The 11,982-nt window shown below is 59.5% G+C and carries 17 protein-coding genes; 7 read left to right on the top strand and 10 right to left on the bottom strand.

Annotated elements, in window-relative coordinates; translation table 11 throughout:
- Positions 1-32 precede the first annotated feature (32 nt).
- The 5 genes from FHT76_RS25060 to aat all read left to right on the top strand — a co-directional run bounded on the left by FHT76_RS25060 (position 33) and on the right by aat (position 3,850).
- Positions 33-791, top strand: a complete 759-nt coding sequence (locus FHT76_RS25060) for a DsbA family protein (RefSeq protein ID WP_183859127.1) — start codon at positions 33-35, stop codon at positions 789-791.
- A gap of 144 nt (positions 792-935) precedes the next feature.
- Positions 936-1,373, top strand: coding sequence for a type II 3-dehydroquinate dehydratase (aroQ, locus tag FHT76_RS25055; protein ID WP_153270193.1), 438 nt, complete (start codon positions 936-938; stop codon positions 1,371-1,373).
- Positions 1,374-1,395: 22 nt separating this feature from the next.
- Positions 1,396-1,872: an acetyl-CoA carboxylase biotin carboxyl carrier protein gene (gene accB, locus FHT76_RS25050; RefSeq protein ID WP_183859129.1), complete on the top strand. Its 477-nt coding sequence runs from the start codon at positions 1,396-1,398 to the stop codon at positions 1,870-1,872.
- A 10-nt stretch (positions 1,873-1,882) separates the two neighbouring features.
- Positions 1,883-3,229 (top strand): acetyl-CoA carboxylase biotin carboxylase subunit, encoded by a 1,347-nt coding sequence (gene accC, locus FHT76_RS25045; protein ID WP_183756798.1) that lies wholly within the window; start codon positions 1,883-1,885, stop codon positions 3,227-3,229.
- A gap of 6 nt (positions 3,230-3,235) precedes the next feature.
- Positions 3,236-3,850, top strand: coding sequence for a leucyl/phenylalanyl-tRNA--protein transferase (aat, locus tag FHT76_RS25040; RefSeq protein ID WP_183859131.1), 615 nt, complete (start codon positions 3,236-3,238; stop codon positions 3,848-3,850).
- A gap of 3 nt (positions 3,851-3,853) precedes the next feature.
- Here aat and FHT76_RS25035 read toward each other — a convergent pair whose 3' ends face one another.
- From FHT76_RS25035 to gatB, 5 genes are all read right to left on the bottom strand, one after another.
- On the bottom strand, positions 3,854-4,285 hold the full coding sequence (locus FHT76_RS25035; protein ID WP_183859133.1) for a DUF2155 domain-containing protein: 432 nt from the start codon (positions 4,283-4,285) through the stop codon (positions 3,854-3,856).
- A gap of 104 nt (positions 4,286-4,389) precedes the next feature.
- Positions 4,390-4,788: an NADH:ubiquinone oxidoreductase subunit NDUFA12 gene (locus FHT76_RS25030; RefSeq protein ID WP_016553662.1), complete on the bottom strand. Its 399-nt coding sequence runs from the start codon at positions 4,786-4,788 to the stop codon at positions 4,390-4,392.
- Positions 4,789-4,892: 104 nt separating this feature from the next.
- On the bottom strand, positions 4,893-5,354 hold the full coding sequence (locus FHT76_RS25025; protein WP_183859135.1) for a GNAT family N-acetyltransferase: 462 nt from the start codon (positions 5,352-5,354) through the stop codon (positions 4,893-4,895).
- Positions 5,355-5,359: 5 nt separating this feature from the next.
- Positions 5,360-5,863 (bottom strand): GNAT family N-acetyltransferase, encoded by a 504-nt coding sequence (locus FHT76_RS25020; RefSeq protein WP_183756802.1) that lies wholly within the window; start codon positions 5,861-5,863, stop codon positions 5,360-5,362.
- Between the two features lie 5 nt (positions 5,864-5,868).
- The gene (gene gatB, locus FHT76_RS25015; RefSeq protein WP_183859137.1) at positions 5,869-7,371 is read right to left on the bottom strand and encodes an Asp-tRNA(Asn)/Glu-tRNA(Gln) amidotransferase subunit GatB; all 1,503 of its coding nucleotides are present in this window, start codon (positions 7,369-7,371) and stop codon (positions 5,869-5,871) included.
- 139 nt (positions 7,372-7,510) lie between these two features.
- Here gatB and FHT76_RS25010 point away from each other — a divergent pair, with 139 nt between their 5' ends.
- The gene (locus tag FHT76_RS25010) at positions 7,511-7,825 is read left to right on the top strand and encodes a DUF1294 domain-containing protein (protein ID WP_183859139.1); all 315 of its coding nucleotides are present in this window, start codon (positions 7,511-7,513) and stop codon (positions 7,823-7,825) included.
- On the opposite strand, the gene FHT76_RS25005 is transcribed toward FHT76_RS25010, so the two are convergent.
- A complete protein-coding gene (locus tag FHT76_RS25005; RefSeq protein WP_183859141.1) occupies positions 7,817-8,323 on the bottom strand; it encodes a GNAT family N-acetyltransferase in 507 nt (168 codons plus the stop codon). The genes FHT76_RS25010 and FHT76_RS25005 overlap by 9 nt on opposite strands.
- A gap of 292 nt (positions 8,324-8,615) precedes the next feature.
- Between FHT76_RS25005 and FHT76_RS25000 the strand changes: the two genes are divergently transcribed.
- On the top strand, positions 8,616-8,873 hold the full coding sequence (locus FHT76_RS25000; protein ID WP_183859143.1) for a YjhX family toxin: 258 nt from the start codon (positions 8,616-8,618) through the stop codon (positions 8,871-8,873).
- 38 nt (positions 8,874-8,911) lie between these two features.
- On the opposite strand, the gene FHT76_RS24995 is transcribed toward FHT76_RS25000, so the two are convergent.
- The 4 genes from FHT76_RS24995 to FHT76_RS24980 all read right to left on the bottom strand — a co-directional run bounded on the left by FHT76_RS24995 (position 8,912) and on the right by FHT76_RS24980 (position 11,961).
- Positions 8,912-9,187, bottom strand: a complete 276-nt coding sequence (locus tag FHT76_RS24995; protein ID WP_183859145.1) for a hypothetical protein — start codon at positions 9,185-9,187, stop codon at positions 8,912-8,914.
- 121 nt (positions 9,188-9,308) lie between these two features.
- On the bottom strand, positions 9,309-10,790 hold the full coding sequence (gene gatA / locus FHT76_RS24990; protein ID WP_183859147.1) for an Asp-tRNA(Asn)/Glu-tRNA(Gln) amidotransferase subunit GatA: 1,482 nt from the start codon (positions 10,788-10,790) through the stop codon (positions 9,309-9,311).
- A 54-nt stretch (positions 10,791-10,844) separates the two neighbouring features.
- Positions 10,845-11,132, bottom strand: coding sequence for an Asp-tRNA(Asn)/Glu-tRNA(Gln) amidotransferase subunit GatC (gatC, locus tag FHT76_RS24985; protein WP_016553653.1), 288 nt, complete (start codon positions 11,130-11,132; stop codon positions 10,845-10,847).
- Between the two features lie 124 nt (positions 11,133-11,256).
- A complete protein-coding gene (locus FHT76_RS24980; RefSeq protein WP_183859150.1) occupies positions 11,257-11,961 on the bottom strand; it encodes a metal-dependent hydrolase in 705 nt (234 codons plus the stop codon).
- Between the last annotated feature and the right edge of the window lie 21 nt (positions 11,962-11,982).

Below are 11,982 nucleotides of genomic sequence, written 5' to 3'. Positions count from 1 at the left end.
GACGCATACGAACTGCTGATAACGAGGATATAATGGCCATACTTCCGAAAATCTTCACCGCGCTGGCGTTTACTGCGTCGGTGGCAGCAGCCTATCCGGCGGCAGCACTCGATGACGCGCAGAAGAAGGAGTTCGGCGAGTTCATCAAGCAATACCTGATCGAAAACCCAGAGATCATGCTCGACGTTCAGGATGCCCTGCAGAAAAAACAGGAACAGGCGCGCCTCGTTAAAGCCAACGCCGTAATCTCCGACAACAAGTCGACGATTTTCGATTCGAAGTATGACGTGACGATCGGCAATCCGAAGGGCGACATCACCATCGTCGAATTCTTCGATTACAACTGCGGCTATTGCCGGCATGCCCTTTCCGACATGCAGACGATGCTCGAGAAAGACAAGAACGTCCGCTTCGTGCTCAAGGAATTCCCGATCCTTGGTCCGGAATCTGTCGCTGCCCACAAGGTTTCCGATGCCTTCCGCAAGCTGGCCCCGCAGAAGTACAGCGCGTTCCACATCGCTCTGCTCGGCAGCGATGGGCGGGCCGATGAAGCGAGTGCGATAGAAGTCGCCGAGTCGCTTGGCGTCAGCGAAAAGCAGATCCGCGACGAGATGGCCAAGAGTTCGAGCGACGCGTCCGTGAAGGAGACCTATCAGCTCGCCCAGAGCCTCGGCATCACCGGCACGCCGTCCTATGTGATCGGCAACGAACTGGTTCAGGGCGCGGTCGGTTTCGACGACCTTGAGACCAAGGTCAAGAACATGCGCGCCTGCGGCAAGACAAGTTGCTGATAGGGCGCCCATCAAATCGCCAAAATCGAAGTGTTTCAGCCATGTGGACAAATATGGCGCGATTCGGGCTGCGCTTCCCAAAGGGCTTTCATTAGGTCCGTCGGGAGTCTATAGGTTGCCGTCTCGCATCTATTGGAACATTCGATGACGCAAACGATTTTCGTCCTGAACGGGCCCAACCTCAACATGCTCGGCAAACGAGAGCCCGGCATCTATGGGGGCAAGTCGCTTCAGGATATCGAGGCGGATTGCAAGGTCGCCGGGCGCGAGCTCGGCTTCGATATCGATTTCCGCCAGAGCAACCACGAAGGTACGCTGGTCGACTGGTTCCATGAAGCGAACGATAAGGCAGTTGGCGTGGCGATTAATGCCGGCGCCTACACGCATACCTCGGTTGCGCTCCACGATGCAATTCGCGCTATTTCCATTCCGGTGATAGAGCTCCATATCTCCAACGTTCACGCGCGGGAAGAATTCCGCCACAAGTCGATGATTGCGCCAGCGGTGAAGGGCGTCATCTGCGGCTTCGGGCCTTACAGCTATATTCTGGCGCTGCAGGCGCTGAAGAATCTTACGGCATAAAAAGAAGACAGGGCAAACACTCATGGCTGAGAAGAAAAACGGTATCGACCAGGCGCTGATCCGCGACCTCGCGAACATCCTCAACGACACGGATCTGACGGAAATCGAAGTCGAGCAGGATGATCTGCGCATCCGCGTTTCGCGCGCCGGCAACACCCAGTACATTCAGGCTCCGATGGCTGCGCCCGCGTTTGCGGCGGCTCCGGCTCCCGTCGCCGCAGCAGCCCAGGTTGCCGCAGCGCCTGCGGCCCCTGCACGCAACCCTGCCAACACCGTCAGCGCTCCTATGGTCGGCACCGCCTACATGGCTCCCGCTCCGGGCGCGCGAGCCTTCATCGAGCTCGGCACGACCGTGAAGGAAGGCCAGACTCTGCTCATCATCGAAGCGATGAAGACCATGAACCAGATTCCTTCGCCGAAATCCGGCAAGGTTACCGAAATCCTCGTCGAGGACGGAAGCCCCGTCGAATACGGCCAAGCCCTCGTCGTCATCGAATAAGGCGGGCGTCATGGTCTCGAAAATCCTCATTGCCAACCGCGGGGAAATCGCGCTTCGCGTGCTGCGTGCCTGCAAGGAGCTCGGCATTCCCTGCGTCGTGGTTCACTCGACCGCGGACGCCGACGCCATGCATGTGCGTCTGGCCGACGAGAGCGTCTGCATCGGTCCTCCGCCGTCGCGTGACAGCTATCTGAACATCCACCAGATCGTCGCCGCCTGCGAAATCACCGGCGCCGATGCGGTACATCCGGGCTATGGCTTCCTGTCCGAAAACGCCAAGTTTGCGGAGATCCTGGAAGCGCACGGCATCACCTTCATCGGCCCGACGGCGGAACATATCCGCCTCATGGGCGACAAGATCACCGCCAAGACGACGGCCCAGGAACTCGGCATCCCTGTTGTCCCGGGCTCAGATGGCGAAGTGAAGACCGAGGAAGACGCGCTACGGACTGCAGCCGAAATCGGCTATCCGGTTCTGATCAAGGCAACCGCTGGCGGCGGCGGCCGCGGCATGAAGGTCGCAAAGTCCGAAGCCGACCTGATCGAAGCCTGGTCGACGGCCCGCACCGAAGCGGCTGCCGCCTTCGGCAACGACGCCGTCTACATGGAAAAGTATCTCGGCAAGCCACGCCACATCGAAATCCAGGTGTTCGGCGATGGCGAGGGCAATGCGATCCATCTCGGTGAACGCGATTGCTCGCTGCAGCGCCGCCACCAGAAGGTCTGGGAAGAAGCAAATTCGCCTGCCCTCAACGTCGAACAGCGCATGAAGATCGGCCAGGTTTGTGCCGATGCCATGAAGAAGCTGAAGTATCGCGGCGCCGGGACGATCGAGTTCCTGTACGAGAACGGTGAGTTCTATTTCATCGAAATGAACACCCGCCTGCAGGTGGAGCATCCGATCACCGAAGCGATCACTGGCATTGACCTCGTTCACGAGCAGATCCGTGTCGCCTCCGGCGGCGGACTTTCCGTGAAGCAGGAAGAAATCAACTTCCATGGCCATGCCATCGAGTGCCGCATCAACGCCGAGGACGCGCGTACTTTCGTACCCTCTCCTGGCACGATCACGCACTTCCATGCGCCGGGCGGTCTTGGAGTACGCGTCGACAGCGGTGCCTACCAAGGTTACAAGATCCCGCCTTACTACGACAGCCTCATCGGCAAGCTCATTGTATTCGGTCGCACCCGCGTCGAATGCATGATGCGTCTGCGCCGCGCACTCGATGAGTTTGTCGTCGATGGCATCAAGACGACGCTACCGTTGTTCCAGGATCTGGTGGATAATCAGGATATCGCTAACGGCGACTACGACATCCATTGGCTGGAAAACTATCTGGCCCAAAAACCGGCGTAACAGAGAATGGCAGGATCGCGCAGGAAATCTCCAGGCATCACACCGGAAATTCTCCTGCGCGCCTATTCGATCGGTCTCTTCCCGATGGCCGAATCGGCTGATGACCCGGAGATATTCTGGGTCGAGCCCGATCTTCGCGGTGTCCTACCGCTCGAAGAATTCCACGTCTCCAAAAGCCTCGCCAAGACCATTCGACGCAAGCCGTTCGATATCCGCTTCAACCACGATTTCGATGCGGTCATCGCAGCCTGTGCGGCAGAGACCGGGGACAGGCCAAGTACCTGGATCAATCAAACGATCAAATCGCTCTACTCCACGCTGCATCGGATTCGGCACGCGCACTCGGTAGAGGCGTGGGACGGGGACGAACTCGTCGGCGGACTGTACGGCGTATCGCTGGGTTCGGCGTTCTTCGGTGAAAGTATGTTTTCCCGGCGGACAAATGCCTCGAAGATCTGCCTCGTTCATCTCGTGGAACGGCTGCGGGCCAAGAGTTTTACCTTGCTCGATACCCAGTTTACGACCGAGCACCTCAAGACTTTCGGAGCCATAGACGTTCCGAAGGATGAGTACACCCACATGCTGGCAGCAGCGATGGCTTCGCCGAACCTCGAATTCTGAAATTTAGTTAGCCGCTTTGTCGGGTGCGGGAACGTCCGAGTTCTGCTTGCAGTCTTTCAGCCAGACGTCGTAGATCGGGTGCTCGACGGCATTGAGACCGGGGCTGTCGGCGAACATCCAGCCGGTGAAGATACGGCGGATCTTGCGGTCCAGTGTGATCTCGTCGACTTCCACGAAGCCGTCGATCTTCTGCGCTTCGGCCTGATCGCGTGAATAGCAGGCCTTCGGCGTCACCTGCAGCGCGCCGAACTGCACGGTCTCGTTGACGTAGACGTCGAAGGTCGTGATGCGGCCGGTGATCTTGTCGAGACCGGAGAACACGGCAACCGAGTTCTCGATCCGGGCAGCGGAGACGACTTGTGGGAGAAGCGTCGAGCCAAGCGCCAGGGAAAGCCCGGCGGCACGCAGGATCTGGTTCCGCGTGAAAAGCTTCATATCTGCCCGTCTCCACAGCATCTTAAAATCGAAGGCCGCAATCGCTGCGGCCATTCTGCGGGTAATGGTCAATTGTGGCTAAAAGCGGGGCTGTCGCCGCGCGCTCAGTTGCCAGGCGTCCAGGCGTCGTAGTCGCCGGTCACCCGCGGACGTTCACCAGGAACGACCAGCGAGCCGGGCGGGCGATAGGCCTGCGGCGAACCCGTCGGGTTCGCACGGTGCGGCTTCTGCCATTCCTTCGCAACATAGTTTTCCTGGGTCGGCGGAACATTGGTGCGGTGATGCATCCAGCCATGCCAGCCCGGGGGAATAGCGGAAGCTTCGGCATAGCCCTTGTAAATGACCCAACGCTTCGGGAGACCGTAGGACGACATGCCGCCTTCGTAGTAAACGTTGCCCAATTCGTCTTCACCGACGCGCTTGCCGAAACGCCAGGTCGCGAAGCGCGTACCGATCGTCTGACCGTTCCACCAGGTGAAGATTTGCACGAGGAGATTCTTCATGTCTTTTCCTTGAGCTAGCCGGACGGCAAGCGGGACCAGAATTTGATCCCTCGCTTATGCCGCCAGCGAGGTGCATTGTCCAGTGATTCCAGTGTCACATCGGTTCATTTCAGCGCCATCTTGAAGCCGAGATGAGATTGCTTGAAGCCAAGTCGCTCATAGAAGCGGTGGGCGTCCTTGCGACCGGCATTCGAGGTTAGTTGAACGAGGCGCAGGCCGCGACGTTTTGCCTCCGCGATGGCAAACTCGATCATCTCAGCGCCAATACCCTGCCCACGCATGTCACCACGCGTCTGCACCGCCTCGATGATCATCGACGACGAACCGCGACCAACCAGCGACGTGACGATCATTGTCTGGAACGTGCCGACAACCTGCCCCTCCCGTTCAGCGACATATAGCGTCTGATCGCGTGATAAGGCGATCCGCTCGAATGCTCTGAGATAGTCGCCGAAGGCCTCGGGCGCAGTCGTGTCGCCGTGACCGCCGAGATCATCGGCGGCAAAGATCGCCACAAGCGCAGCAACGTCGGCGCTACGCGCTTCGCGAATAATGGTTTGGGTCATGATGGTTAGCGCAGTTCCAGGGGCTTTTCGAGGATCAGGGTCGGTATGCCGGACTGCCCCGGTCCGTCGTTTTCATTGCGGCCGACATCCTCGAAACCGTGGGCATGGTAGAAGGCGATTGCCGCCGCATTCTGCGGCTCTATTTCCAGACGCATGATTTCTGCATCGGGAAAACAGGTTTCCAACTCGGCGAAGATCTCGCGCCCGATGCCCTGCCGATGGAGAGGTGGACGGACATAGAGCAGATGAAGCATGACGGTCTTCGTCATTTCATCCGACATGGCGGCATAACCGATGCCGCCGATATCCTTGCCATTGTCGGCAACGAGGAACTCGGCATTCTTCTTCGCCAGCCGCGCCTGCAGCGCAGCCGGCGAAAACAGATGACCAACGAGATCCTTTACCTTCGCTTCGCCATAGAGGCCAGCATAGGTCGCGCGAAACCCCTCATCCAACAACGTGCGCATCTTGCTAAGATCACCCTCGCTGGCAGTGCGCACGAAATACACAGTCCCTACTCCTCGATGCCGAGCTTCGCCTTCACGAGAGCCTGGACAGCCTGCGGGTTTGCCTTACCGCCGGTCGCCTTCATGACCTGACCGACGAACCAGCCGGCCAGTGTCGGCTTGGCCTGAACCTTGGCGACTTGATCCGGGTTGGCGGCGATGATTTCGTCGACGGCCCGCTCGATCGCACCGGTATCGGTCACCTGCTTCATGCCTCTGACTTCGACGATCTCGGCGGGATCGCCGCCCTCGTTCAGCACGATTTCGAACAGGTCCTTCGCGATCTTTCCTGAAATAGTCTCCGCCTTGATGAGGTCAATGATCGCACCAAGCTGAGCCGGCGAAACGGAGGTCTCCTCGATGCTCTTGCCGGTGCGGTTCAGCGCACCGAGCAGGTCGTTGATGACCCAGTTAGCGGCCGCCTTGCCGTCGCGGCCTTCAGCCACGGCTTCGAAATAGTCGGCAATCGCCTTTTCCGAGACCAGAACGGAAGCGTCGTAGATCGACAGACCGAGTTCGCGCACGAAGCGCTCCTTCTTGTCGTCCGGCAGTTCCGGCAGGTCGGCTGCGAGCGCCTTGACGAAGGCATCGTCGAACTCGAGGGGTAGCAGATCCGGATCTGGGAAATAACGGTAGTCGTGCGCGTCTTCCTTGGAGCGCATAGACCGCGTCTCGCCCTTGTTCGGGTCGAAAAGACGAGTCTCCTGCTCGATCGCGCCGCCATCTTCCAGAATGCCGATCTGGCGGCGGGCTTCGTATTCGATCGCCTGACCGATGAACCGGATGGAGTTGACGTTCTTGATCTCGCAACGCGTGCCGAAGCCTTCGCCTGGGCGACGGACGGAGACGTTGACGTCGGCGCGCATCGAGCCTTCGTCCATGTTGCCGTCGCAGGTTCCGAGGTAGCGCACGATAGAGCGCAGCTTCGTCATGTAGGCCTTGGCTTCATCCGACGAGCGCATATCGGGCTTGGATACGATCTCCATCAGCGCGACGCCCGAGCGGTTGAGGTCGACGTAGGACATCGTAGCGTGCTGGTCGTGCAGCGACTTGCCGGCGTCCTGTTCCAGATGCAGGCGCTCGATGCCGATCTCGATGTCCTCGAACTGGCCCTGGCGATCCGGGCCGAGCGAGATGATGATCTTGCCCTCGCCGACGATCGGATCCTTGAACTGCGAGATCTGGTAGCCCTGTGGCAGGTCCGGATAGAAGTAGTTCTTGCGGTCGAAGATCGAGCGCTTGTTGATCTGCGCCTTGAGACCAAGGCCAGTGCGGACCGCCTGGGCGACGCATTCCTCGTTGATGACGGGCAGCATGCCGGGCATCGCGGCATCGACGAGCGAAACGTTGGAATTCTGCGGCTTGCCGAATTCGGTCGCAGCGCCCGAGAACAGCTTCGAATTCGACAGCACCTGCGCATGGACTTCCATGCCGATGATGACTTCCCAATCGCCAGTGGCGCCGGGAATGAAGCGTTTCGGATCAGGCGTGCGAACGTCGACAATGGTCATTGGGATGCTCTTTTTGAGGCTGTTCTTTTCAACTGGTGAGGTAACGGAAATGGCTTGCGGGTGCAAGGCTTTCGGCTCTGCGTCGCAGCAAGCCGGCCGGTTTGGCGCATGTTAACGCAATGGGCTTAGCGTGATTTAAATGACAACGATTGATATTCTAAAGATCATCGGGCTCTTCGTGGCGTTGAATGCCTTGGTGTTCTCGATCTACTTTCTCGACAAGCAGGCTGCCCGCAGTCATCGGCGGCGGATCAGCGAGAAGACCTTGCTTACACTCGCTTTCGTCGGCGGCAGCCTTGGGGCGGTCTGTGCACAACGGCTCTTTCGTCATAAGACGCAGAAGGAACCGTTCCGGTCGATCCTGAGGGCTATCGTGCTGGTTCATATGGCGATCGCGCTTTTGCTATCAAGCGCTCTCGGCTACCTCGCGCTGGAGGGCGCGCTGCTAGACTAGGCCATAGATGCCGTCGTCCGCGGATTCCAATGACTTTGACAGCCCGACCGACGGGACATCACGATCGAGCTTGGGATTGTAGGCAATCGATAGCCAATGAATTGCATACCCACGCTTCTGGAAAAAGCCGATCGCCTCAGAGTTCCCCGAGTGTGTCTGCATCATTGCCGTGTCGAAGCCCTGCGCGGCGATGTCCTTCTCGATATCCTGCAAGAGTGCGGTTCCGAGACCGTGACCGGTGAAGGCAGGATCGATCCAGAAGTCCGAGATCTTCTCGTCGAGCGTCTCGCGCGCTGCCCACCCAGCCGCATGCCCGTTCCACTCAATGACGGTGACGGTGATCCAGCTCCCCGCAACGAAGTTGAAGAACGCGCTTCGCGCGGCGTCGACCATAGCATCTCCTTCGCCGATGGATGCCATCGCCTTCTGCCAGGCCCTTATTCCGATCTCGCTCAAAAGCTCCGCTTCGCCTTCCCGGGCATTGCGAATGTGGATCAACGGCACCTCCGACTTTCCACGGAAGTAAAGCACCGAATCACCCCGTTCTCCAAGCCTCAGGTTTCGAGCGCGAGACACGGCGGAAATGTCCTCTCTCGGTTGCAAATCTTGACGAGGTGTCGCGCAGCCAGTATCAAGGCCGCATGTTGAATTCGTCTTCTCAGACCCGGTAGAGGCCCTGCCCGCAGGTTTTCCCTGTGCGCATGGGCCCGAAAAGAACGAAGCCCTGACGTCCGACCGGACGCCAGATGTTTTTGCGCGCCTCACGGCGCAAGACCGGATCAACATTTCCATGGATATTTCACGCACGGAGCAGCGCATCCTGCACCTGTTGGCCCAAGGCGGCCGCATTGAAATCGAACGCGACGACAACCGGAAAATCGAGGCGGTAAGATGCCTTACCCGCGACGGCTGGGTCTATCCCGGCTTCGGCCTTGAGCTGTTTCGCAAATTGAAGCAGAAGCGGGCGATCAAATCCTCAGGCGGCAAGCCCTACCGGATTACCGAACGAGGACTGGTTCTCGTCAGAGCCGAACAGGACAACAGATAGTTGTCCGAGCCGCGCGTCGCCTGGCGCGCGGCTTACTTTCAAAGCTGCTTGAAAAGCTCCGCCTTCATCACCGACCATTCGTCGGCGACCTTAGCGTTCCCACGCCGTTTACCCGCCTGGCGGTACCAGTAGTCGGCATTCCAGTCGTCGCCTTCGATGCGGTGGCAGATGGCATGCCCCCAATCGAAAAGCGCCTCGCCCTCATGCGCCTGGCAGACTTCATGCACTGCTTGCCATTCCGGACCAACGATGAAACCTGCCGCGGCGAGACGGTCGAATGCTTCGATCATCTGAGTGATATCTGACGCCGACATGAGTCCTCCTCCTGGTAGGGCCGCAATGGACGAATACAAAGTCCACGCCCGAGGTAGCTGGACCTCAGTCGCCCGACAAGGAACGACCGCCTCGTCGGCGGCCGATGCCGATGTGGCTCGCTCACCACCACTTGGCGGGCGTGAACTTGCCTGCCGCCTGCTCTATTACGTGCGCAGTCTTGAACAGCGTCTCTTCGTCGAACGGCTTGCCAATCAGCTGCAGACCGAGCGGCAGGCCGCCGTGATCCAGACCGGCAGGAACGGCAATGCCCGGCAGCCCGGCCATGTTGACCGTCACCGTGAAGATGTCGTTCAGGTACATCTTCACCGGATCGGACGCGAGGTTCTCGTCGGCGACGCCGAAGGCCGACGACGGTGTCGCGGGCGTCAGGATCGCATCGACGCCGGCGTTGAACGCCAGTTCGAAGTCGCGCTTGATCAGCGTGCGGACCTTCTGGGCCTTGATGTAATAGGCGTCGTAGTAGCCGGCGGACAGCACGTAGGTGCCGATCATGATGCGGCGCTTGACTTCCTTGCCGAAGCCGGCGGCACGCGTCCTTTCGTACATGTCGACGATGTCCTTGCCATCGACGCGCAGGCCATAGCGGACGCCGTCATAACGGGCAAGGTTTGATGAGGCTTCCGCCGGAGCGACGATGTAATAGGCCGGCAGGGCATACTTGGTGTGCGGCAGCGAGATGTTGACGATCTCGGCGCCTGCGTCCTTCAGCCAGGCAATGCCCTGCTGCCATAGCGTTTCGATTTCCTCAGGCATGCCGTCGACGCGGTATTCGTTCGGAATACCAATCTTCATGCCCTTCAGCGACTTGCCAAGTGCGGCCTCATATTCGGGAACCGGCAGATCGACGGAGGTCGTGTCCTTTGGATCGACGGAGGCCATCGACTTCAGCAGGATCGCGGCATCGCGCACATCGCGAGCAATCGGGCCGGCCTGATCGAGGGAAGACGCGAAGGCTACCGTGCCCCAGCGCGAGCAGCGGCCGTAAGTCGGCTTGATCCCGACAGTGCCGGTGAAGGCTGCAGGCTGGCGGATCGAGCCGCCCGTATCCGTTGCCGTGGCGCCGGCGCAGAGGTGGGCTGCAACGGCAGCCGCCGAGCCCCCGGAGGAACCGCCCGGTACCAGCTGTTGGTTGGAGCCACCCGAACGCCAGGGGTTGATCACCGAGCCGTAGTAGGAGGTCTCGTTGGAAGAGCCCATCGCAAACTCGTCCATGTTGAGCTTGCCGAGCATGACGGCGCCATCGTCCCAGAGGTTCTGCGTGACTGTCGACTCGTAGTGCGGCTTGAAACCATCGAGGATGTGGCTGCAGGCCTGCGTGTGAATGCCTTCGGTGGCAAACAGGTCCTTGATGCCGAGCGGAATACCCTCGAGCTCGCCGCCCTTGCCGCCGGCGAGACGCGCGTCGGAGGCTTCCGCCATCTGCAGCGCCTTCTCGGGCGTGACCTTGATGTAGGCGTTGAGCTTGTCGTTCGCTGCTTCGATCGCCGAAATATAGGCTTCGGTCAGTTCGGTCGCTTTGATTTCCTTGGCGCGCAGCTTCGTGCGGGCTTCGGCAATGGTCAGGCTGGTGAGTTCGCTCATGGTAATTCGCTTCAAATCTGGAATGGCAACAAAGGTCGAAAAACGGCGAAGGCCTTATTCGACGACTTTGGGTACCAGGAAGAAATTCTGATCGGTGACAGGCGCGTTCGAGACGATGTCAGCAGCCTTGTTGCCGTCGGTCACATCATCGGTGCGCTTCTTCATCTCCATCGGCGTGACCGATGTCATTGCCTCGACGCCCTCGACGTCGACTTCGGAGAGCTGCTCGACGAAGCCGAGGATGCCATTCAGCTCACCCACCATGCGATTTGCCTCTTCTTCGGTGACGGCAATACGGGCAAGGCGCGCTACGCGCTTAACGGTGGCAAAGTCGACGGACATGGTATTCTCCGGATAGGATTTTTCCTACCCGCTATAAAGGCCATGCCCGCCGTGCGCAACGGGCATGGCCCTTGGATTGCGTAGAATTCCGCTACCGAAATCGGAGCGGTTTTGCTGACGTAACCTAGACGGAAAGGCTCTCGCCCGGCTTCGGCGTCCTCACCGCGGTCGTCGATCCATCCATACCCGAGACAAACTTCTCCGGCGTCTGATCGATGATCGGGAAGGTGCCGTAGTGGCAAGGTATCGCCGTCTTGAAGTTGAAGTAGCGCTGGCAGGCCAGCGCCGCGACCGCGCCGCCCATCGTGAAGCGGTCGCCGACCGGCACCAGTCCGATATCCGGCTGATGCAGTTCATTGATCAGCGCCATGTCGGAGAAGATGTCGGTATCGCCCATGGCGAGGATGGAGGCTTCCTCGTCGAAATGCAGCATCAGGCCGTTTGCATTGCCGAGCGCATGCGAAACGCCGTCTTCGGTGATCTGGGCGGAGGAATGCAGCGCGTTGGTGAAGGTTGCCGAGAAACCGTCGAAGGAAACAGTCCCCCCGGTATTGCCCATTTCGAGCTTCGCCAGGCCCTTGGACCCCAGCCACGAGGCAAGGTCGGCGTTGGCGAGAACGACCGCGCCGGTCTCCTTGGCGAGCGCTACGGTGTCGCCGACATGATCGCCGTGACCGTGGGTCAGCAGGATGTGGGTGACGCCGCTCGCGACATCCTTGAGGTTCTGCCCAGCGAAGGAGGAATTGTGCGTGAGAAACGGATCCAGCAAGATTTTCGCCTTCCCGATCTCGATGCGGAAAGCGGAGTGACCGAGCCAAGTGATCTTCATAAAATGTCTCCTTCGATTATC

The sequence above is a fragment of the Rhizobium sp. BK176 genome, from assembly GCF_024808055.1.
The sequence above is the reverse complement of the archived record's forward strand: the minus strand, read 5'-3'. Positions and strand labels throughout refer to the sequence as shown.